Source organism: Hymenobacter sp., from assembly GCF_036388155.1.
Taxonomy (GTDB): Bacteria; Bacteroidota; Bacteroidia; order Cytophagales; family Hymenobacteraceae; genus Hymenobacter.
In genome coordinates, this window is the sequence record NZ_DASVSI010000044.1 from 51,396 (window position 1) to 72,913 (window position 21,518).

At 63.2% G+C, this 21,518-nt stretch carries 16 protein-coding genes; 8 read left to right on the top strand and 8 right to left on the bottom strand.

All coding sequences use genetic code 11. From position 1 onward, the window contains the following. Window positions 1-8: 8 nt before the first annotated feature. The 5 genes from VF629_RS06710 to VF629_RS06730 all read left to right on the top strand — a co-directional run bounded on the left by VF629_RS06710 (window position 9) and on the right by VF629_RS06730 (window position 7,510). Window positions 9-1,565 (top strand): RagB/SusD family nutrient uptake outer membrane protein, encoded by a 1,557-nt coding sequence (locus VF629_RS06710; protein WP_331057688.1) that lies wholly within the window; start codon window positions 9-11, stop codon window positions 1,563-1,565. Window positions 1,566-1,793: 228 nt separating this feature from the next. Beyond that, the gene (locus tag VF629_RS06715) at window positions 1,794-3,158 is read left to right on the top strand and encodes a glucoamylase family protein (RefSeq protein WP_331057689.1); all 1,365 of its coding nucleotides are present in this window, start codon (window positions 1,794-1,796) and stop codon (window positions 3,156-3,158) included. A gap of 95 nt (window positions 3,159-3,253) precedes the next feature. Further along, window positions 3,254-5,110 (top strand): family 43 glycosylhydrolase, encoded by a 1,857-nt coding sequence (locus VF629_RS06720; RefSeq protein ID WP_331057690.1) that lies wholly within the window; start codon window positions 3,254-3,256, stop codon window positions 5,108-5,110. 78 nt (window positions 5,111-5,188) lie between these two features. Next, the gene (locus tag VF629_RS06725; protein ID WP_331057691.1) at window positions 5,189-6,166 is read left to right on the top strand and encodes a glycoside hydrolase family 3 N-terminal domain-containing protein; all 978 of its coding nucleotides are present in this window, start codon (window positions 5,189-5,191) and stop codon (window positions 6,164-6,166) included. A 3-nt stretch (window positions 6,167-6,169) separates the two neighbouring features. Then, entirely contained in the window at window positions 6,170-7,510 is a 1,341-nt protein-coding gene (locus VF629_RS06730; RefSeq protein WP_331057692.1) for a glycoside hydrolase family 3 C-terminal domain-containing protein, read from the top strand. A gap of 104 nt (window positions 7,511-7,614) precedes the next feature. Here VF629_RS06730 and VF629_RS06735 read toward each other — a convergent pair whose 3' ends face one another. Both VF629_RS06735 and VF629_RS06740 read right to left on the bottom strand, forming a co-directional pair. Next, window positions 7,615-8,463, bottom strand: a complete 849-nt coding sequence (locus tag VF629_RS06735; protein ID WP_331057693.1) for a hypothetical protein — start codon at window positions 8,461-8,463, stop codon at window positions 7,615-7,617. A gap of 234 nt (window positions 8,464-8,697) precedes the next feature. After that, window positions 8,698-9,702: an App1 family protein gene (locus tag VF629_RS06740; protein ID WP_331057694.1), complete on the bottom strand. Its 1,005-nt coding sequence runs from the start codon at window positions 9,700-9,702 to the stop codon at window positions 8,698-8,700. Window positions 9,703-9,842: 140 nt separating this feature from the next. Here VF629_RS06740 and VF629_RS06745 point away from each other — a divergent pair, with 140 nt between their 5' ends. Further along, on the top strand, window positions 9,843-10,733 hold the full coding sequence (locus tag VF629_RS06745; protein ID WP_331057695.1) for a diacylglycerol/lipid kinase family protein: 891 nt from the start codon (window positions 9,843-9,845) through the stop codon (window positions 10,731-10,733). Window positions 10,734-10,754: 21 nt separating this feature from the next. Here VF629_RS06745 and VF629_RS06750 read toward each other — a convergent pair whose 3' ends face one another. Beyond that, window positions 10,755-12,230 (bottom strand): TIGR04222 domain-containing membrane protein, encoded by a 1,476-nt coding sequence (locus tag VF629_RS06750; RefSeq protein WP_331057696.1) that lies wholly within the window; start codon window positions 12,228-12,230, stop codon window positions 10,755-10,757. Between the two features lie 205 nt (window positions 12,231-12,435). On the opposite strand from VF629_RS06750, the gene VF629_RS06755 reads away from it, so the two are divergent. Next, complete coding sequence (locus tag VF629_RS06755; protein WP_331057697.1) at window positions 12,436-12,933, top strand: hypothetical protein; 498 nt, start codon at window positions 12,436-12,438, stop codon at window positions 12,931-12,933. A 205-nt stretch (window positions 12,934-13,138) separates the two neighbouring features. Beyond that, the gene (locus tag VF629_RS06760; RefSeq protein ID WP_331057698.1) at window positions 13,139-13,585 is read left to right on the top strand and encodes a DUF4174 domain-containing protein; all 447 of its coding nucleotides are present in this window, start codon (window positions 13,139-13,141) and stop codon (window positions 13,583-13,585) included. A gap of 170 nt (window positions 13,586-13,755) precedes the next feature. On the opposite strand, the gene VF629_RS06765 is transcribed toward VF629_RS06760, so the two are convergent. From VF629_RS06765 to VF629_RS06785, 5 genes are all read right to left on the bottom strand, one after another. Next, a complete protein-coding gene (locus tag VF629_RS06765; RefSeq protein ID WP_331057699.1) occupies window positions 13,756-15,669 on the bottom strand; it encodes a DUF294 nucleotidyltransferase-like domain-containing protein in 1,914 nt (637 codons plus the stop codon). A 157-nt stretch (window positions 15,670-15,826) separates the two neighbouring features. Then, window positions 15,827-16,555: a 3'-5' exonuclease gene (locus VF629_RS06770; RefSeq protein ID WP_331057700.1), complete on the bottom strand. Its 729-nt coding sequence runs from the start codon at window positions 16,553-16,555 to the stop codon at window positions 15,827-15,829. Window positions 16,556-16,747: 192 nt separating this feature from the next. Beyond that, window positions 16,748-17,794: a LacI family DNA-binding transcriptional regulator gene (locus tag VF629_RS06775; protein WP_331057701.1), complete on the bottom strand. Its 1,047-nt coding sequence runs from the start codon at window positions 17,792-17,794 to the stop codon at window positions 16,748-16,750. 102 nt (window positions 17,795-17,896) lie between these two features. Further along, window positions 17,897-20,050, bottom strand: a complete 2,154-nt coding sequence (locus VF629_RS06780) for a beta-galactosidase (protein WP_331057702.1) — start codon at window positions 20,048-20,050, stop codon at window positions 17,897-17,899. Between the two features lie 311 nt (window positions 20,051-20,361). Beyond that, the gene (locus VF629_RS06785; protein ID WP_331057703.1) at window positions 20,362-21,432 is read right to left on the bottom strand and encodes a UDP-glucose--hexose-1-phosphate uridylyltransferase; all 1,071 of its coding nucleotides are present in this window, start codon (window positions 21,430-21,432) and stop codon (window positions 20,362-20,364) included. Between the last annotated feature and the right edge of the window lie 86 nt (window positions 21,433-21,518).

The window sequence follows — 21,518 nt, forward strand, 5'->3', positions numbered from 1 at the left end:
CCCACCCGATGAACCCGATATTCTCCGCCATTCCCCGCCGCGCCGGCACGGCCGCGCTGGCCCTGTCGCTGGCTCTGGTCAGCGGCTGCAAAGATTACCTCGACGTGCCGCCCCAGGGCCAGCTCAGCGAAGACGCCATCCGCACCGACCCCGCCGCGGCCCAGAAGCTGGTTGACGGCGTGTACAACTCGCTCTACCTCGGCGGCTTCGGTCCTGATACCCAGGGCCTGCAGTTCGTCATCCTCACCGACATTGCCTCCGACGACGCCGATAAGGGCAGCTCGCCGAATGACTACCTGGCCGATGCCGGCGGCGTGGACGCCTTCACGCTGAACTCGACCAACGGCAACATCAACAACGTCTGGAACGGCTACTACCAAGGCATTTCGCGGGCCAACCAAGCGCTGGACAAAATTCCGCTGAGCCCGGCGGCCGACGTGGTGAAAAACCGCCTGCTGGGCGAGGTGCGCTTCCTGCGCGGCTACTTCTATTTCAACCTAGTGCGCCTGTTCGGCGGCGTGCCCAAACTCGACCGCGTGCCCCAGGCCTCGGAACTCAACAACCCCGAGTTTCAGACGCGGGCTTCGGCGGCCGACATCTACACCTTCCTCATCGCCGACCTGCAGTTTGCCGTGGACAACCTGCCGCTGAAAGGCGCCACCGAAACCGGCCGCGCCACCAAAGCCGCCGCCCAGACCCTGCTGGCCAAAGTGTACCTCTACCAGAAAAACTACCAGAGAGCTTTTGAGCTGAGCGACGAAATCGTGACCGGCAAATCGGGCGCCTACTCCCTCATTCAGAACTACGCCGACATCTGGCGCACAGTGGGGGCCAACAGCAGCGAGTCGATTTTTGAGGTGCAAACGGGCGTGAACGCGGCCTGCAACAACTCGGCCATCGAGCTGTACTCCGTGAGCCAGGGCCCGCGCTCGGGCGGCAAAGGCGGCTGGGCCGACCTGGGCTTTGGCTTCAACATCCCCACCCAGCAACTAGTGGACGCCTACGAGCCGGGCGACGTGCGCCGGGCCGGCACCATCATCTTCATTCAGCCCACGGCCCCGGCCGGGCAGCGTTCCACCGGCACGGTGCTGTGGGACGGCTTCCGCATTCCCAGCCAAGACTCGGTGGAGAACCCGCGCTATAGCTACAAAGCCTACCACAGCCGCACCCGCGAACCCAACTGCGGCAACAACGACTACCTGCCCAAGAACGTCCGCATCCTGCGCTACGGCGAGGTGCTGCTCATCCACGCCGAAGCCGCCCTGCAAACCGGCAACGCTGCCGCTGCCCTCACCGACCTGACCGCCGTGCGCACCCGCGCCGGCCTGGCCGCTAGGCCCGCCACGCTGGAAAACATCTGGGCCGAGCGCCGGGTAGAGCTGGCCCTCGAACACGACCGGTTCTTCGACCTGGTGCGCCAGGAAAGCGTGCAGCCCGGCCGCATCGTGCCCATTTTCGCCGCACAGGGCAAGACGTTCGTGAAAGGCAAAAACGAGCTATTCCCCATTCCCCAGCCGCAAATTGACCTCAGCGGCGGGCGTCTGACGCAGAACCCGGGGTACTAGGACATTTGCTTCTTTTAAGCTAAAAAAGGCCGTCATGCCGAGCGCAGCCAAGGCATCTCACCCACTCCGTCTGTCATCCTGAGCGCAGCGAAGGACCTTCTCACGAGTGAACGAGGATTTCTACTTTGAGAAGGTCCTTCGCTATGCTCAGGATGACAGACGATTGGATTACTACCGGACGCGAGATGCCTCGGCTGCGCTCGGCATGACGTTCATTAATAAGCACTCATGAACCCAAAACTTCTCCTATTCCTGCTGCTCTTGCTGCCCGGTTTCCTGCAGGCCCAGCAGAAACCCGTACCGAAAAAAGCGCCGGCCAAAGCTGTTGCTTTTGACCCCAAAAAGCGGCCCCGCAACCTCACCGATGAGCAGCTGCTGAACCTGGTGCAGCGGCAGACTTTTCGGTACTTCTGGGACTTTGGGCACCCGGTGTCGGGCATGTCGCGCGAGCGCAGCAACGTGGCCTATGACTACGGCAATGAGGTGGTGACCACCGGCGGCACTGGCTTCGGCATCATGGCCATCATCGTGGCCGCCGACCGCAAGTGGATTACCCGCGAGCAAGCCGCCACGCGCATCTACAAAATCGTGCGGTTTTTGGAGAAGGCCGACTCCTACCACGGCGTGTTTCCGCACTGGCTGGACGGCGCAACGGGCAAGGTCATCAAGTTCAGCTCGAAAGATGATGGCGGCGACATCGTGGAAACTTCCTTCCTGATGGAAGGCCTGATTTGCGCCCGCCAGTACTTCACCGCCGACACGCCCCTGGAGCGCGACGTGCGCAACCACATCCAGTGGATGTGGGAAAACGTGGAGTGGAACTGGCAAACCCAGGGCGGCCAAAACGTGCTCTACTGGCACTGGAGCCCGAACAACGGCTGGAGCATGAACCACCAGATTCACGGCTTCAACGAGTGCCTCATCACCTACGTGCTGGCCGCGTCCTCGCCCAAATACGCCATCGAAAAACCAGTGTACGACCAGGGCTGGGCCGTGGGGCCGGAGTTTAAAAATGGCAAGGAGTACTACGGCATCAAGCTGCCGCTGGGGCCGGACATGGGCGGGCCGTTGTTCTTCACGCACTACACGTTCCTGGGCCTGAACCCCCACGGCCTCAAGGACCAGTACGCCAACTACTGGCAGCAAAACCAGAACCACACGCTTATTAACTACCAATACTGCGTCGAGAACCCCAAGAAGTTCAAGGGCTACGGCCCCAACACCTGGGGCCTCACCGCCTCGGACAGCTACAAGGGCTACGCCGCCCACAACCCCAAGGAAGACCTGGGCGTGATTTCGCCCACGGCCGCGCTCTCGGCCTTCCCTTACACGCCCGAGCATTCCATGCGCGCCCTGAAACATTTTTATTTCGACCTGGGCGACAAAATCTGGGGCGAATACGGCTTTGTGGACGCTTTCAGCGAGCAGCACGACTGGGCCGCCAAATCCTACCTGGCCATCGACCAGGGGCCCATTGTGGGCATGATTGAGAACCACCGCTCGGGCTTGCTCTGGAAGCTTTTCATGAGTTCGCCCGACGTGCAGCGCGGCCTGACCCAGCTCGGCTTTGAGAGCCCAACAATTAAGAAATGATTCCGGCGCGGATATAAAGGCTTACCGAAGCATTTTTGTCGTACCTAATCTTTGCTGCCAGATTTGGTACCACAACCGCTCAGATAAGTCTCTCTATGAAACACCCTTTCTTGCCGTCACGCTTGCTTGCCTTTTTCTGCTTCGTATGCTTTGCGGCGTTTTTGAGCTTGCCCACCACGGCGCAAGTCAGAAAAAAGCGGACCCGCCCGGCCAAAACGGCGGCTACGCCGGCTGCTGCCGCGGCCAAGCCGGTGAACCCAGCCCCCGTTCGCCCCACCTACTGCAACCCGCTGAACCTGGACTACGGCTACGCGCCCAACCCCGACTACACCACCGCCGGCCGCCACCGCACCACCGCCGACCCCGTCATCACCTTGTTTAAAGACGACTACTACCTGTTTTCGACCAACCAAAAGGGCTACTGGTGGAGCCACGACCTGGGGAAATGGACGTTTGTGCCCCACTCGTTTCTCAAGCCCGGCAGCACCACGCTCGACGACCTGAACGCGCCGGCCGTGTTTGCGCTCGGCGACACGCTGGTGGTGTACGGGTCGAGCACCGAGAAGGGCGCCCCCATTTGGATGAGCACCGACCCCAAAGTCGGCTCTTCGTGGCAGCAGCGCGTCGCGGCCTTCCAAATTGGCGCCCAGGACCCCGCCTTTTTCCTGGACGAAAACGGCAAGCTGTACCTCTACTGGGGCAACTCGAGTAAGGAACCGCTCTATGGGCAGCAGCTCAACCGGAGCACGTTCAAACCCATGGGCCGGCGCAAGAAGCTGGTCGAGCTCGACGACGAGCGGTTTGGCTGGCAGCGCACCGGCGAGCTTGCCGACAACGCCGGGCTGGCCCCCTTCCTGGGCGGCGCCTGGATGACCAAGCACGCCGGCAAGTACTACCTGCAGTACGCCGCGCCGGGCACCGAATTCAGCGGTTTTGCCGACGGGGTGAGCGTGGGCAACAGTCCGCTGGGCCCATTTAAGCCGCAGGGGCACAACCCGTTTTCCTACAAGCCGACCGGTTTTGCGCGCGGCGCCGGGCACGGCAACACCTTCCAGGACCGGTGGGGCAGCTGGTGGCACGCCTCCACGGTGGCCGTGGGCGTGAAAGACAAGTTCGAACGCCGCCTCGGCCTGTGGCCCGCCAGCTTCGACCCCGCCGGGACACTGTTCGCCAACACTTCCTTCGGCGACTACCCGCACTACCTGCCCAGCGGCCTCACCGACTACGGGCAGAGCCTGTTCACGGGCTGGATGCTGCTCAACTACAACAAGCCGGTGCAGGCCTCGTCCACGTTTGGCGCCTACGCGGCCAACAACGCGGTGGACGAGAACATGAAAACCTACTGGAGCGCGGCCACGGGCCGGACCGGCGAGTATCTGCAAACCGACCTGGGGCGGGCCAGCACCGTGCACGCCGTGCAGATAAATTACGCCGACCAAGACGCCTCCCTGCAGGGCAAGCCCGCGGGCTCCTACCACCAATACCGCCTCTACCACTCCCTGGACGGCAAAACCTGGAAGCTGCTGGTCGACAAAAACCAAAACACCACCGACGTGCCCCACGACTACGTGGAGCTGTCGGTGCCCATCCGGACGCGCTACCTCAAGCTGGAAAACCGGCACGTGCCCACCGGCCGGTTCGCCATCAGCGGCTTTCGGGTGTTTGGCCGCGGCGGCGGCAGCCCGCCCGAAAAAGTATCGCGCATGACGGTGCTTCGCGGCAAAGGCGACAAGCGCACCGCCTGGCTGAAGTGGCCCGCCGTGGACGGCGCCTACGCCTACAACATCTACGTGGGCAACGAATTCGACAAGCTCTACACCTGCATCATGGTGCACGGCGCCAACGAGTACTACTTCAAAGGCATGGACAAAGACCAGACCTACTACTTCACCATTGAGGCCGTGAACGAGAACGGCGTTTCGGCCCGCACCATCGTGCAGGGCACCCGGTAGGCCGCCTGCTCTCCGGCCGCGCCTTGGGCGGCTTCCGCTCACACTTGCTCATCCCATCCTTACACTCCCACCCTCGCCATGAATAGGCTGTCCCGCACTTCCTCCCTCCTGCTCGCCCTGCTGTCGCTCAGCCCCCTGGCGCAAGCCCAACCGAAGAAGGCCGCCCCAGCCTCCACCACCGACCCTAAGATGAAAACCTTCATCGACGGGCTGATGGCCAAGATGACGCAGGAGGAAAAGATTGGGCAGCTGAACCTGGTGTCGGTGGGCTTCGACGTGACGGGGCCGGTGGTGAGCAAGGACGTAGACGCCAACATCCGCAAAGGGCTGGTGGGCGGCGTGTTCAATACTTACACGCCCATTGCGGTGCGCAAGCTGCAGGAAATGGCCATCAAGGAGTCGCGGCTGCACATTCCGTTGATGTTTGGGTACGACGTCATTCACGGGCACCGCACCATTTTCCCCATTCCGCTGGGGCTGTCGGCCAGCTGGGACCTGCAGGCCATCGAGCAGAGTGCCCGCATCGCGGCCGAAGAATCGACGGCCGACGGGCTCGATTGGGTGTTTTCGCCGATGGTCGACATTGCCCGCGACGCCCGCTGGGGCCGAATTTCCGAAGGCGGCGGCGAAGACCCGTACCTGGGCTCGCGCATTGCCGAAGCCATGGTGCGCGGCTACCAAGGCCCCGGCAACGACCTCACCAAGCCCAACACGGTGATGGCCTGCCTCAAGCATTTCGCCCTCTACGGCGCCGCCGAAGCCGGACGCGACTACAACACCACCGACATGAGCCGCCAGCGCATGTACAACGAGTACCTGCCGCCCTACAAAGCCGCCATCGACGCCGGCGTGGGCTCGGTCATGTCCTCCTTCAACGACATCAACGGCACGCCCGCCACCGGCAATAAGTGGCTGATGACTGACCTGCTGCGCCGCCAGTGGGGCTTCCGGGGCTTTGTGGTGACGGACTACACGGCCATCAACGAAATGGTGGCGCACGGCGTGGGCAACGACGCTCAGGTGTCGGCCATGGCCCTTAACGCGGGCATCGACTAGGACATGGTGGGTGAAATTTTCCTCAAAAACGCCGCTCAAAACCTGAAGAGCGGCGCCGTGAGCAAGGCCCAGCTCGACGCCGCCTGCCGCCGCATTCTCGAAGCCAAATACCGCCTGGGCCTGTTCCAGGACCCCTACCGCAAGGTGAGCGCCGAGCGCGCCACCAGTACCCTGATGAAGCCGGAGTTCATTGCCGCCGCCCGCGACATTGCCCGCAAAAGCCTAGTGCTGCTGAAAAACGAGCGCAACGCCCTGCCCCTGAAAAAGACCGGCTCGGTGGCCCTCATTGGCCCGCTGGCCAACCGCCAGAAGGATGTTATTGGCAGTTGGAGCGGCGCTGGGGACCCGAAGCAGGCCGTGTCGGTGGAGCAGGGCCTGCGAGCCGCCGCCCCGGGCCTGAAAATCACCTACGCCAAGGGCGCCAACATTGCCAACGATGCCCAGATGCTGGAGCGCCTCAACGCCCACGGCGGCGAGTTGGAAATTGACAAGCGCAGCTCCGAAGACATGATACGCGAAGCCGTGCAGGTGGCCCAGGGCGCCGACGTGGTGGTGGCCGTGGTGGGCGAAAGCCAGGGCATGACCGGCGAAGCCGCTAGCCGCGCCGACCTCGGCCTGCCCGGCCAGCAACTAGAGCTGCTCAAGGCCTTGAAGAAAACCGGCAAGCCGCTGGTGCTCGTGCTCATGAATGGCCGCCCGCTGACCCTGGCTTGGGAAAACCAGAACGCCGACGCTATTCTGGAAACGTGGTTTGCGGGCACGCAGGCCGGCAATGCCATCGCCGACGTGCTGTTGGGCGCCTACAACCCCAGCGGCAAAATCACCGCCACGTTCCCGCAGGTGGTGGGCCAGGTGCCGCTCTACTACAACCACAAAAGCACCGGCCGGCCCTACGCCGGCACCGACAAGCTCGACAAGTACAAGTCGCGCTACCTCGACGTGAGCAACGAGCCGCTGTACCCCTTCGGCTTCGGCCTGAGCTACACCACCTTCAGCTACGGCAAGCCCACGCTGAGCAAAACCACCATCGGCCCCACCGAGACGCTGGAAGTGAAGGTGACGGTGCAAAACACCGGCAACGCCGACGGCGAGGAAGTGGCCCAGCTTTACATCCGCGACATGGTAGGCTCCATCAGCCGGCCGGTGCAGGAGTTGAAGGGCTTCCAAAAAGTGCTGCTGAAGAAGGGCGAAAGCAAAACCCTCACCTTCCGCCTCGCCCCCAACGACCTGAAATTCTACAACGATAACCTGGCCTTCGTAGCCGAGCCCGGCGACTTCCAGGTGTTCGTCGGCGGTAACTCCCGCGACGTGCAAACGGCGTCCTTCAAGCTAGCCGCGAAGTAGAGATGCGACCCTTCGCGTCTCCGGGCCCGCGCCGTTCGGGCATCGTCTAGGCGCCGGTCGTTCAACACCGAGACGCGAAGGGTCGCGTCTCAACAGCCGTTATGCTAGCGTGGGAAAGCTTGGTACAACCGCCCCTTCTCATTGCTCACCACGAAGGTGGAATCATCAAGAAAAACGAGCCCTTCGGCCTGACCGGTGGCGGGCAGGGCACGGAAGCTTTTGCGCCCATCGAAAAGGCGCTGGCCGGGCTGTCGGGCGAAGAAAAACACGCCGCCGTAGGCCAGTAACGCAACCGTGCGTCCGTCGGGGCTAATGTCGGCGGCGGTAATGGGCCGGTTCAGGCGGATACTGTCGCGTAGGGTGGCCACGTGGCGGCCGGGGCGGGCCGGCACCACGTAGTGCTTCGCCCACTGCTTCAGCGCCCGGCTTTTGCTGAACAAATGCAGGGTGTCGTTGTGCCAAAAAAACGCCTCGCAGTCGAAATTGCGCTGGGTCCAGCGCGGCGGGAAGGCTCGTTGGTCGGCAAAGCGGAAGGCAATGGTATCGACGGCGGGGCGGGCCTGGCGCGGGTTGAGGCGGTAAATGGCCAGGTCGCGCCGCTGGTTGCCGTTGTTGCCGAAGTCGCCGATGTAGAAGTTGCCGGCCGGGTCCTGGGCCAGGTCTTCCCAGTCGGCATTGGGCAGCGGGGCCAGGTCCAGCGTACGCAACACCCGGCCGGAGGGCTCCAGCAGCGTGAGCCGCGCCGGGATGCCGGAGTCGCCGTGGTTCCACAGGTAGCGAACCGAATCGGCCCGCGCCAAGCCGGAGCTTTCGCGCTGCGTGCGGGGCAGCCGGCCTACCCGGTGCACCACGTAGCGCGCACGCGCAATCTTGCCCCGGCCGTGGTTGCGGGGCGCCCCCCACAGCACCGCGTGCAGGAATACAAGGGCCGGAAAAAGCAGGTCGCGCAACATGGGTGGATGAGCAGGTGAACAAAAGAAACGTCATGCCGAGCGCAGCCGAGGCATCTCGCGTGTGGTAGTAATTAAATCGTTTGTCATCCTGAGTGCAGCGAAGGACCTTCTCAAGTTAGAACTCGTCGTTCAGTCGTGAGCAGGTCCTTCGCTGCACTCAGGATGACAAACGGGCGAGCAAGATGCTGCGCTCGGCATGACGTTTTCTTTGCTCGCCGCCCATTACCCAAGCCCCTACAAGCCCAATTCCTGCGAATGGCGCAAGGCGTCGCGGCTCTGCTCGAAATAGCACGTTTCCACCCCCGCTAACTTGATTTCGGCCAGCGCAGCTTCCGCCGCTGTCCGGCCCTTAGCGCTCACCTGCCGGATGTACACGGCCCGCACCCGGCCGGGGTAGCGCTTCACCACCGCGGCGTAGATGCCCGGGTCCTGCTGCGAGTCGTCGCCGAGCAAGACAAAGCTCTGGCCGGGGCAGGCCGTGAAAATCCGCACGATGCGGTCGAGCTTGGTGGTGTGCTTGTTTTGGCCGGTGTGGCGCAGCTGGCTCAGGCGCTTGAGCTGGCTGAGCTGGAACACGCCTTTGGGCATTTGGTGGTGGGCCGCAAACTCCGTGATGAAATCGTAGAGGTTCCACTCGCTGCTGCTCACGTAGAAAAACGCGTTCGGCCGGGCCGGCGTGGCCGGGCCCGCCTGGGCCAGCCACTGGTAATGTGTGGCCACGTCGGCAAACGGGGCCCGGCTGCGGGCGTTGCGGCTCAGCAGCACCCACAGGCGCTGCCAGCGCGTGGCCGAGTGCGACACCAGGAAGGTGTCGTCAATGTCGGAAATAAACGCATAGGGCGTCTCGTAGGGCACGTGCACTTCGGTGCTCGCGTGGGCCAGCGTGGCGCCAGTAGTGGCGTCGAGCAGCTCGGCAATGGCGGGGTGCCAGCCGGCCGGCAGCGGGCTGGGAATGGGCACTTCGAGGCGGAAGAAACCGTCGGCGTCGGTGCGGGCGCCCACGGTCTGGCCGCCCACGGTCACGCGCACCGGCACGGCAGCCCAAGGCCGCACCAGAAACAAACGCAGCAGCCCCCAGGCGTTGGCCCAGAAATTTACCCGTTGGTAGGTGCGCGCCAGCGGGCTCTGCCGAAAGGCGTGGCCTTGCACCACCAGGCAGTCGGGACTGCCAAAGCCGCGGTATAGTTTGAGGGTGGGGCGCCGGGTGAGGCGCAGCCGGGCCAGGAGTTTCTCGGTCATGGGGCAGCAGAAGTTCGGCCGTGGAAGTCGAAACCCCGTTACGAGGCAGACGAAGGAATGGATGAGCTACTGGCTGCCCTACGGCGCCAACTCCGCTCATCATCTGGTCCTTCTGTGCTCACCATACAGTTCACCCAATCATGCCGTCACCGTCTTCTCCTCTGCGTTTTCTGTTCGCGGTCAACCCAGCTTCGGGCAGTGCCGAAAAAGTAGACTGGGACGCCACCATTCGCGACTATTTCGCCGACTTGCCGCACACGGCTGAAGTGCTCAAGCTCACGGGCGAAGACGACGAAACCGCCTTGCAAGAGCACATCGCACAGCATCACCCCGACCGCCTCGTGGCCGTGGGCGGCGACGGCACCGTGAAACTGGTGGCCGAGCAAGCCCTGGCCGCCAACCTGCCCATTGCCGTGCTGCCCGCCGGCTCGGCCAACGGCATGGCCAAAGAGCTGAACCTGCCCCTCAAGCCCGTCGACGCCCTGGACATTGCCGTGCACGGCATGGAGAAATCCGTGGACGTCATCTACCTGAACGGCACCGACCTCTGCCTGCACCTGAGCGACATCGGCCTGAATGCCCAACTGGTGCGCCACGCCCAAAGCAACAACTGGCGCGGCATGCTGGGCTATGCGCGGGCCGCATTCTGGTCGCTGCTCCGGCGGCGGCTGATGCGCGTGCGCATTCAGTGCGACGACGAGCAGGTGGAGCGCACGGCCTTTATGGTGGTGCTGGCCAATGCCCGCGTGTACGGCACCGGCGCCACCATCAACCCCGAAGGCGACGTGTCGGACGGCAAGTTTGAAGTGGTAGTGCTGCGGCGCTTGGTCGGCCGCGAGCTGCTGAAGATGTTCTGGCGCTTCCGCCCCTTCGACCCCGCCGCCGTGGAAATCTTCTGCACTACGTCGGTTCAGTTAGAAATTAAGCGGCCCGTCGACTTTCAAGTCGACGGCGAATACCGGGGCAAAACCACCCACGTCGACGCCGAAATCCGGCCCGGGGCCCTGCGCGTGCTGGTGCCAGAGGACTAGCCGGGCGTCAGCCACGCCAGTTCAATCACCGCCCCCGCCGCAACCGCCACAGCCACCACAGCCGCTGCCGTCGCCTCCGCCCCCATCGCTGCCACAGCCCGAGCCACCATCGGCGCTACTGCCGGTGTTCGGGGGCCGCAACGCCGGAATCAACGCGTCCAGGCCCAGCGCACTCAGTTCGTTGACGCCGAACAGGGCCACGGAAAGTGCCACCGTTTGAGCGGTGAACGGTGGCCCCGCCTGCTGGTGCTGCTGGACCACGGGCGCCATTTCGCGCAGCAAGCCCTGGCCCCGACGAGTTGCCCACATACCATATACCTGGCGGTAAAGCACTACGACTGCGACCAAGCCAGCTAGTGACAGCAGCAACAACCCTACGGGCCGGTCCCGGCTGGCGCCCACCGCTATTTTGGCCACCCCAAACAAGCCCAGGCCCGCGGCCACCAGCACCGGAATGCGGTCCAGGCGCTGCCGTTCTGCGGCTGGTAGCAGCAGGCCCTTGGCTTCCAAGGAGCGGTCGAGGGCCTGTAGTGCCCCGATGTTGGCACCCTCGGCCTGGTCCCGCACTTTGTCCAGGTCCGACCAACCAGCGGGGATTATCAGGTTCCAGATGGCCCGCTCGTACGGCTCGGTGGGCGGTGCGGCGTCGGTGCGCTTGATGCGGCGACCGTCCACCAGTTCGGCTTTGCCGGCGTGCACCAGAGAAGCCACGGCGCTCACGCTCAGCCGCTGGCCGCGCTCAGCCAGCCGGGCCAGCTCGTAGGTGCTGGGCAGGGGTCCCAAGTAGGCATCAGCGGGCCCGAGGCCCTGGCGTTGCAGCCACAGCGTTAGCAAAGCCAAAGCCCCAAACAGCCCCCAGAACAGCCACAAAAACTCGGTGCCGTACCAGTTGAGCGGGTTCAACGGGGTGCGGGCCGTGCACCCCACCAGCGCAGCCGCGGCCAGCACTGTGGCCCATTCGCGCCCGCCCAGCCGCAGCGACCAGCGCGGCCGCGGCAGCAGCCACTGCCGCCGCAAGTTGACGCGCCGGAAGTGGGCCGCCTCGCCGAAGCGCACCGCCGCCGGCGGCCAGATGTCGGCCGGGGGCAGTGCGCCAAACGCGGCCACGTAGGCCTGCAAGGTGCGCCCGTACCAGTCCCGGAACTTGTGGCCCTCGGCGGCGCCGCCTTTGGTGGGGCCGTGGTGCAACGGGAAGCCCAGCACCTCCCCGCACATCTCGTCCCAGTACGAGCGGGTGTACACCAAGTGCAGGTGCCAGGCCTGGTCTACTTCGTCGGAAGGGGTGACGGGATGCCCACAGGTGGCGGCCAGGAACACAAATTTCTTGTATTCGAGCACCACGCGGCGGGCGTAAGGCTCGGCCCAGCCGTTGTCGCGCGCCAGGCGCTTCGAGAACGAGAAAGCGGCCCCGGCGTCCAAATCCAGGGCTTCGAGTTGGTCCCACAAAGCGGCCGTGGCCGCGGGGGAGCGTGCTGCGAAATCAGGAGTGATAATCAACGCCGCAAAGGTAACGGGGGCCCTAATCAACTTATTCTGAATGACGCGCCAGCAGGGCCGAGAACACAATAAGATAACACGACGAAGCCCGGCTCATGAGCCCGGCCACCGAAGTCATCAGGGGGCGGGTCAGGGCCGGTCCTTGCAGATTGCTCAGACGCTTGAGCGTCGGCTGTGCGCCCTGCCTTACAGCCTCATTTCCGTTATGCTCCTTTCCGTGCGCCACGTGGTTCGCCCGGCCTTAGCTGTTGCTTCCTTTTTCACAGGTGCTTTGGGCCTGCTGGTCGTCCCGGCGCACGCGCATGTTCAGGTCAGCGCGGGGCTGAATGTCAACAAACCCCCGTTTATGAGCGGACGCCGGGAACACAGAACCGCCGTCGCGGAAACTGGGCTTGAAGTAGGCGCCATGGCCATTGTTGCCCGCGCGCATTCCACACGGGAGCCGGCCCTGCTTTTGGCGCAAAAGTGGTGCAAAAGGCCCTTCGTATCAACGATGAGTTCGAAGAAAACGGGTCAACGTTCCACCACCAAGTTCATCTACCGCTTCCGTTACGCGGCCCTGCCCCTCAACCTGGCGTATTATCAGCGGGCCGACGGCCACGGTGTTCGTCTTCCCGCTGGTTTTCGGCTGGTTTTACCACGAGGTGCACAGGACGCGCCCGCCGTGCCCGCCCCCGAACAGGAACACCTGCAGTTGACGTAGCCGGGGCCTTTCGGGCGTACCGGCCAGCGCGTGGGGGGCCAAGCACGTTGGCCGGCAAAGAGGTTGGACACGTAAACAGGGAACGGAAAGCAGCGGCGCAGGCTTCTCAAGATGAAATACGGCCGCTTTCCACCGTCGTCTCCGCCGGCCCACGCCCGAACGCTGCGCTTGGGTGCGGCCTCCACCAGGCCGTCATCCCGCCCCTATGAATCGAACGTATTTGCTCTTATTGGTGCCGCTGGCCCTGCTGCTGTTGCCCGCGGCTCAACGCTCTTCGCCCCCGAGCCTGCAACAAACCCTGCAAGCCAACGAATGGAAAAAGCGGGTGCTGCTCGTGGCGGCGCCCACGGCCGAGCACCCCGACTTTCGGGCGCAAAAAGCCCAGCTAGCCACCGCCCCGGCCCAGCTTTCGGCCCGCGACTTTCTGGTAATCGACGTGCTCTACGACCAGCTCTCCCCGGCCGATAAGAACTACCTGACCAAAGAAATTGGGGTGCAGCCGCCCCGCTTCGCCACCGTCCTCATTGGCAAAGACGGCCGCGTGAAAATGAAAAGCGCCCGCCCCATTCCCCTCGCCAAACTCTTTGGCACGGTAGACCAAATGCCCATGCGCAAGCAGGAAATGCAGCGCGGCGTGATTGATACAGAGTAGCCCCTTAAAGTGCCACGAAAGTCATTTTCCAGTCCACTGACAAGCAGAGCCAATAAGTCCGTCATGCGAAGCACCTCGCGTGGGGTAGTAACCCAATCGTTGAAAAGGATTAGTGGCGGCACGCGAGATGCTTCGCTGCGCTCTGCATGACGCTTTTTTAGCTTCCAGCACTATCCCAACGACTTCGTGAACCCGACTTTAATCTTCACCTGGAAGTCGGCAATGACTCGGAAGATTTCCTTCAGCGTCACCTGTTCCACTTTGGTCAGGCTCTTGGGGTCGAGGTAATTATCGGGCGTGGTATGGTCGCTGATGATTTGAACGGCCTGTTTTTTCAGGCGCACGCCCATGAGGTAGTAGTAGGACTGCAGCAACTCGTGAGCCTCGCGCTCCTTGAACACGCCCAGCGCCTTGAGGGCCTCCAGCCGCTCGCCGGTGTTGGTGGCGAAGATGCGGTGCTTGAGGGCGTACATGCGCACCAAATCGACGATGGGCGACATGGTGCGCTTCAGGTTGAACACCTGCTGCGAGCCCACCGCAAACGTGCGGATGTTATTGAAAAACGTGAGCGGCGGCTCGTACTGCAGCGCATTCACGGCCATGTAGTGGAAAAACCGGTCGCGCGGCTTCTGCAGCTCCTCGGCCAGGAACTCGTGCAGCTCGTCCATGATGGTGGCGTCGCCATACAGGTAGCGGCAGTCGAACGAGGCCGCGAACTGCATGCCGGCCTCGGGGTTCGAGTCGGTCATCCATTCCACGTAGTTGCGCTTCCAGTGCGAGAGCGAGTGCGTCCACTTGCCGTTCTTGGCCATAAAGCCGCCGTCGCAGTAGCTGAAGCCAATTTCGTTCAGCCGGTCGCTCACGATTTCGGCGAAGCGCAGGAAGTACGTGCGCACCAGCTCGCGCTGCTCGTTGGCCTTGTCTTCGTAGATGATGGCGTTGTCCTGGTCGGTGAGCAGGGTTTGCTCCTTGCGGCCCTCGCTGCCCAGCACCATGTACACGAACTTGGCCGGCGGCGGCCCCAGCTCGGCAATGGCGTCCTCAATCAGCTTCACGGCAATGGTGTCCGACACCGTGGTGATGACCTGGTTCACGATTTCGGGCTTCACGCCGCGGTTCAGCAGCTGGTACACCATTTCGGGAACTTGCTCCCAGCGGCGCTTTAGCTCGGGCACGGCCTGGGCCTGCTTCACCGACTGAATGAAGATGAACGGCGACTGGGCCTGGTCATCGGTCAGCAGCTTGTTGCGGCTCAGAAAGCCTACGTATTCGCCGTCGGTTTCCACCAGCAGGTAGCGCGTTTTGGTGCGGAACATCAGCAAGATGGCCTCATACACAAACGCCCGGGAGCTGATGCTGACTACCGGCGCGTCCACGATGGTTTCCACCGGCTGGCGGGCGTCGGCCAGGCCAGCCACCACCTTGTCGCGCAGGGTAATGTCGGTGACGTAGCCGATGATTTGGCCGTTCACGTCGGCATCGGTGATGAAGTAGCAGCTGGTGCGGGCGGCGGCCATGCGCTGGGCCACCTCAAAAATGGGCGTGTAGGCGGCACACAGCACCACCGGCCGCATTTCCAGCGTTTCGATGCGGCGCGAAAACAGCTGGTCCGACGCCAGGTAGCTGGACGCCGCGCTGGTGGCGGGCCGCACAAAGTGGGCGTACTCCTCGTTCTGCATGCGCTGCCCGTAGCGCGCCGTGAAGAAATTGAAGAAGCCCTCGTAGCCCTGGCACAAAGCCAGAAACTCGCGCCGGTGCAGGAAATACACGCGGGTGTTGCGCTTGGCCAGCACCGTGCGCAACGACTTCTTCTTGTTTAGCAGCAGCGAAATGCCGCCGTAGCACTCGCCCCGGCGGCTGTATTCCACCACGCGGCGGTTCTGCTGGCTGTCGTAGAAAAACGTTTCGTACTCACCCTCTACCACAATGTCCAGCCCGCGCAGCTTGGTCACGTCCTGGTGGTAAATGATGGCCTCGCGCGGGTGGTGCACCTCCTGCAAGCCCTCGGCTACTTCCGCCAACACGTCCTCAGGCAGCAAGTCGAACGGCTTCACAGTGCGGAGAAAGTCAAGTTTGGAGGACATGGGTGGCGGGGAGGGGTTGGCAAGGCAAAGTTAGAGCCCCGGCCGCTCCGGTCGGCCCGCCCTAGGCGGGCCGACCGGTTGCCGCCTGAACGACTTGCTTAGCCAGTACCGGTCGGCCCGCCTAGGGCGGGCGGACCGGAGCGGCCGGTCGCGGCGCTCACCCGGCCAGGAAAAACGCCAGCAGCACCAGCACCACGCCCGTAATGAGCAGCCACGCCGCTACGCCAACTTTCAGCCGAGGCCGCCGCTTGCGCGGTGCTTTCACCGGCGCAGCCACCAGGCCCACCGGTCCCTGCTGGGCCACAGTTTCTTCGGTGATGGTGCCTTGGCGGGTGAGTTCGAAAAAGCAGCGAGCCGTGGCTCGCGCGTCGGCCAGCGCGTCGTGCTCCTGGCCCATGGGCTCGTGGAAGAGGCGCTGGTGCAGCTCGCCGAGGCGCAGGAAACGCTGGGCTTGGTAGCGCAGCAGCGGCCCGGTGGCGCGCATGGTGCAGAAGGTGGGCAGCTGGTCCAACGGGTTTTTCAGCCCCGTGCGGTGAAACCCCACTCCTATCATGTGGTAGTCGAGCTGCATGAAGTGGGCCACCACCAGCGGCTGGTATTGCAGCAGGTCGCGGTGCAGGCGGCGCATCACCGAGTGGCGCGACTGGCCGTGCTCGCGCAAAAAGTCCACCGTGAGGCCGTGCACTTCGCCAGAAGCCGGACTCAGGTCGTAGTCGCTGGGCTGGATGTAGTGGTTTTCCTCCTTCACCAGCTGCCCGTCGCGGGTGTGCACCACCCAAGCCAGCTGCACGATGTGGGGCCAGTTGACTTGGTCAGAATACGGCTTGCTCCAATCGCGCGGAATGCCCGAAGTTTCGGTATCGACGAACAGCAGGTACTCTCTCACAGCGCAGGCAGCTGGGACCGTTAGGCAAAATCAGATTACAAAAATCCGAATAAATCCGGTAAATATTCTACGCGAATGCAGAACGGTGTAGAGACGCAATATTTTGCGTCTCGTCGTCCGCGCCACCAGTTAAATCGTTCTCTTTTAACCATTCCATCACCGTTCAACGCCGAGACGCAAAATATTGTGTCTCTACACCGCGAGCGGTTGCTCCTGCAGCGCGCCCGACGACTCCCGTTTCAGCAGCTTCGGTTGGAGCACGATTTTGCGCGGCGAAAGCTGGCGGTTGCGCTCCTGAATCATTTCCAGCAGCAGACGCACGGCGGCGCCGCCCATTTCCTCGCAGAGCTGGTCGACGGTGGAGAGCATGGGGTCGGTGAGCGAGGAGAACGTTTCGTTGCCGAACCCGGCCAGCGCCATGTCCTGCGGCACGCGCAGCCCGTGCTGCTTCAGCGCCCGCAGCGCCCCCACGGCGGTGAAATCCCCGGCCGAGAAGATGGCATTGGGAGGCTGCGGTAGGGCCAGCAGCCTCCGCACGCCTGCCGGACCATCGGCCATGGACATGTCCTTGAACAACACCACTAATTCTTCTTCCACCGGCAAGCCCGCGTCGCGCAGCGCCTGAGAGTAGCCCTGGTACCGGTCTTTGTAGATGTTCAAATGCTGCGGCCCGCCGAAATGCGCAATGCGCCGCCGGCCTTGCTCCAGCAAGTGCTTGGTCATTTGGTAGGCGCCCTGGTAGTCGTCCACCACCACGGCGCTCACGTCGCTGCCGTTCAGAATGCGGTCGAAAAACACCAGCGGCATGTGCCGCTGCTGCACCTTGTGAAAGTGCTTGAAATCGTGCGTGGAACGCGACAACGACACTAGGATGCCGTCGACCTGCGCGTTCATCAGCGTTTCCACGTTTTTGGCTTCGTGGGCGTTGTCCTCGTTCGACTGGCACAGCATCACGTTGAAGCCGGCCTGGTTGGCCACTTCCTCGATGCCCTTCACTACCAAGGCAAAAAAGTGGCCGTCGATGTTGGGCACGATGACGCCCAGCGTGTTGCTGCGCCCTTTCCGCAGGGCGGCGGCCAGGTGGTTGGGCTGGTACTTGAGCTGCTCGGCCAGTTTCCACACCCGTTCCCGCGTGGCTTCGCTGATGCGGGAGTGCCCACTCAAGGCGCGCGAAACGGTGGAAACGGCCAAGTTTAGCTCTTGGGCAATGTCCGAGATGGAAGCGCGTTTGGGGGCCAAAGCAGTGGCGAAAAAGGTGGAAAGGATTGTGGGAGCAATACAGCAAAAGTAAGCTGTTTCTTTTTGGTGTTTTTCGCCCGGTGCAAACGTTTTTTTAGGGGCCTATTCTTGCCACACGGCCACGCCGCCGGGCTCGAGGTCGCGGGTGCCCACCAGCAGCTTGGCGCCGGCCGGCGCGGGCACGGGGTGCTTGGCCGAAGTGAAGTTCGTAGCCACCCAAAACCCATCGCGCCAGTTCACTACAAACTGGTCGGGCAGGGCGTCCACGGCCACGTTAGCGGCTGCGTACACGCTGCGCAGCACCTCCCGCTCCAAGTCGCCGTTCATCGACTCGACGCCCACATAGGTCACGGTGCCTTTGCCCAGCTTGCGGGTGGTGACAGCAGCCGAGCCGGCGTAGAACTGGTCGGCGTAGGTGGCCAGCGTGGTGGTGCCCGCGTTGGGCACCAATATTTCGCCCCAGGTTCCCCAATCGTACTTTTTGCCTCCCACGGCCACCTGGCCTTTCATTGGCGAAGGCAGCATGTCGAAGGGCCGGTCGCCAAACTTAGCGCCAATGAGGTCGAGGATGGGGGCTCCCCAGGAGCCTTCCCAGAGCATGCCGCGGCGGTCCTTCTGCCCGGTGCGGGCGCTGAGGATGAGGTGGCCGCCGTTCTGCACGTAAGTGGTCCAACGGGTCACTAGGGCTTTGTCGAGCAGCTGGTAGGCCGGCGCCACCACGAAGGGGTACTGGCTAAAGTCCCGGTCTTCGGTGAGCACGTCGACGGGGCAGTTCATGGTTTTCAGCGCGCCGTAGTACCAGAATAGGTGCACCAGCGTGTTCCAGCGGTTGGTGGAGGGGTGGTTGTCGAGGTCGAAGCGGTTGTTGAAGTTGTAGAGGAAGGCGGTGCGGCGAGCGGCCAGGCGGGCCGGCATCTTGGCGTTGGGTTTCCGCAGCTTGCGCAGTTCGGTTACTTCGCGCATGGCTTGGGCGTATTCCAGGCCGCCGGGCAGGGGCGTCACCCCGTCGGGCCCCACAAAGCCGTAGTGGTACAGCTCGCTGCCGGCCAGCGGCTGCCGGTAGCGGTAGCTGCAAATCAGCTTGGCGCCTGAGCCGAACGAGTGCATTATCCACATGTGCACGGCGCCGGGGTAGGGCTGCGGGTTCACGTCGCCCCAGTTCACCTGGCCGGGCTGCAGCTCCATCACGCCCTCGTTGCCATTGAGGGCGCGGGTGAAGTCGTGCATGAAGCCGAAGCTGTTGGCGCTGCCCAGCCGGAAGCCCAGCGGGCCGTTCTGGCCAAAGGTTTCGCCGTGCACCGGGTAGGTGGTCCAGGTGGTGATGTCCAGGTCCTTGCTCGACAGCGACGGGTTTACGTCGCGGTGGTTGGCCATGAAATTGGTGGTCACCCACTGGTTGCGGCTGTGCTGGCGTAGCGTGGCGGCCTGCTCGCGGATGTAGTCGGCGGCTTCGTCGGCAAACCAGCGCTGGTGCTCCAGCTGGGCGTGTGGGTTGGGCGTGGCCACCAGCTCTTCCTGGTTGGGGATGCGCACCTGCTCGAAGTTCTGGTAGAGCTGCGACCAGAACGTGTTGCCCCAGTCGCGGTTCAGGTTGGCAATGGTGCCGTACTTCTTCTTCAGCCACGCCTGGAAGCGCGTGCGGCTGAACTCGTCGTAGGAAAACTGCCGGCCGTAGTGGCTCAGCTCGTTGTCAATCTGCCAGCCCACCACGGCCGGGTTCTTGCCGAAGCGCTGGGCCAGCTGGGTGTTGATTTTGGCCACGTACTGCCGGTAGAGCGGCGAGCTCCAGTTGCCCTGCTCGCGGGTGCCGTGCATCATGCAGCGGCCCTGGGCGCTCACCATCAGAATTTCGGGGTGGTTTTCGGCCAGCCACACCGGCGGCGTAGCGCTGGGGGTACACAGCACCACTTTCAGGCCGGCCTTGCTGGCCAGGGCCACGGCGCGGTCCAGCCAGTCGAGGTTGTATTTGCCTTCTTCGGGCTCATAGAGGCCCCAGGCAAACTCGCCCATGTGCACGAACTCCAGCCCCAGCTTGCGCATGTTGGCGAAGTCGCGCGCCCACTGGCTTTCCGGCCACGCCTCGGGGTAGTAATACACCCCAATGGTCATCATGTCGGCATCGGGGAAATAGTCCGTACCCGTTTTCGCGGCCGTTGCTGCCGCGGCCTTGGTTTTTTTCTGAGCCATGGCATCGGGCGAGCTCAGCAAAAGCACTCCGGCCAGAAGGCTGCCAAGCAAGCGGTAAGCGTGACGCATAGGAAGGAGGTTGGCGGTAAGTAGAAGGGTAAGCAGGCTCAAAAGCTCTGCGATGCTCATCTGGCGTCCGCGCAGCCGAAGCATCCCTCTCGCAATGGTAAATCAATCGAATGATTCAGAGCAACTCTAAGGTCAGTATGCGTTGTAGCGCGGACTTTTAGTCCGCGAGTACCAAGCATTTCGACTCGCGGACTAAAAGTCCGCGCTACAACACGCCGATTTCAAATTGCCCTGGTTGGGCAGTAGAGATGCTTCGGCTCCGCTCAGCATGACGGGCAACGAAGCAGAATTGGGCGGCTAACCCAGAAAAACTAGCTGCTATAGTTAACGTCGTTGGCGGCTTCCTTGTAATGCACTTCCGACAAACCGCGCAGGCGGTCAGCGCTGAATTCGGGGGTGATGTCGCGCTGTGGGTCGCCCAGCATTTCGTAGCCCACCATGAACTTGCGCACGGTGGCCGAGCGCAGCAGCGGCGGGTAGAAATGCATGTGCAGGTGCCACTCGGGGTGCTCCTCGCCATCGGTGGGGCGCTGGTGCAAGCCGGCCGAATACGGGAAGGAGATGTTGAACAGGTTGTCGTAGCGAATGGTGAGGCGACGAATGATGTCGGCCAAGCTGGTGCGCTCGTCGTCGGTGAGCTGGGTAATGTCCTGCACCGGGCGGCGCGACACCACCAGCGTCTCGAAGGGCCACACGGCCCAATACGGCACCAGCACCACGAAATGCTCGTTTTCGAGCACCACCCGCTCCTGCTTTTCCAGTTCCAGCTTCAGGTAGTCGCTGAGCAGGGTGCGGCCGTGCTCCTGGAAGTAGGCCAGCTGCTGCACGCTTTCGCTTGCGGGCTCGCCGGGCACGGTGCGCTGGGCCCAAATCTGGCCGTGCGGGTGCGGGTTCGAGCAGCCCATGATGGGGCCCTTGTTCTCGAAAATCTGCACGTAGTTGATGTCCGGCCGCGCGCCGAGGGTCTGGAATTCATCCACCCACAAATCCACGACTTTCCGGATGGCAGGCGTAGTCATTTGGGGCAAGGTGAGGTCGTGGCGCGGCGAGAAGCAGATGACGCGGCAGATGCCCGATTCGGCCTCGGCCCGCAGCAACCCGCCTTCGTTCACGCTGCCCGTGGGCACGTCCACGGTCAGGGCGCCGAAGTCGTTGTTGAACACGTAGGTGCTTTCGTACTTCGGGTTCACCTCGCCGCCCACGCGGCTGTTGCCGGGGCAGAGGTAACAGGTGGGGTCGTAGGCGGGGCGGTTGTCCTGCTCGGCCTCTTCCTGCTGGCCCTGCCAGGGGCGCTTGGAGCGGTGCGGCGACACCAGGACCCATTCGCCAGCCAGGGCGTTGAAACGGCGGTGCGGGTGTTCGGTGGAATCGAAAGAAGCCATGAGTTTAGTTGTTGGTTGTTTGTTGTCAGTTGTTAGTCGTTGGCTTGCTAATTGTCGCTTAAGAATAGTCAGCCGTTTGCGACCAA

Coding starts and splice junctions, on each gene's coding strand:
- VF629_RS06765 (WP_331057699.1), bottom strand. CDS start 15,669: ATGTCCTCCAAACTTGACTTTCTCCGCACTGTGAAGCCGTTCGACTTG.
- VF629_RS06785 (WP_331057703.1), bottom strand. CDS start 21,432: ATGGCTTCTTTCGATTCCACCGAACACCCGCACCGCCGTTTCAACGCC.
- VF629_RS06755 (WP_331057697.1), top strand. CDS start 12,436: ATGCTCCTTTCCGTGCGCCACGTGGTTCGCCCGGCCTTAGCTGTTGCT.
- VF629_RS06725 (WP_331057691.1), top strand. CDS start 5,189: ATGAATAGGCTGTCCCGCACTTCCTCCCTCCTGCTCGCCCTGCTGTCG.
- VF629_RS06745 (WP_331057695.1), top strand. CDS start 9,843: ATGCCGTCACCGTCTTCTCCTCTGCGTTTTCTGTTCGCGGTCAACCCA.
- VF629_RS06715 (WP_331057689.1), top strand. CDS start 1,794: ATGAACCCAAAACTTCTCCTATTCCTGCTGCTCTTGCTGCCCGGTTTC.
- VF629_RS06730 (WP_331057692.1), top strand. CDS start 6,170: ATGGTGGGTGAAATTTTCCTCAAAAACGCCGCTCAAAACCTGAAGAGC.
- VF629_RS06760 (WP_331057698.1), top strand. CDS start 13,139: ATGAATCGAACGTATTTGCTCTTATTGGTGCCGCTGGCCCTGCTGCTG.
- VF629_RS06710 (WP_331057688.1), top strand. CDS start 9: ATGAACCCGATATTCTCCGCCATTCCCCGCCGCGCCGGCACGGCCGCG.
- VF629_RS06720 (WP_331057690.1), top strand. CDS start 3,254: ATGAAACACCCTTTCTTGCCGTCACGCTTGCTTGCCTTTTTCTGCTTC.
- VF629_RS06780 (WP_331057702.1), bottom strand. CDS start 20,050: ATGCGTCACGCTTACCGCTTGCTTGGCAGCCTTCTGGCCGGAGTGCTT.
- VF629_RS06735 (WP_331057693.1), bottom strand. CDS start 8,463: ATGTTGCGCGACCTGCTTTTTCCGGCCCTTGTATTCCTGCACGCGGTG.
- VF629_RS06740 (WP_331057694.1), bottom strand. CDS start 9,702: ATGACCGAGAAACTCCTGGCCCGGCTGCGCCTCACCCGGCGCCCCACC.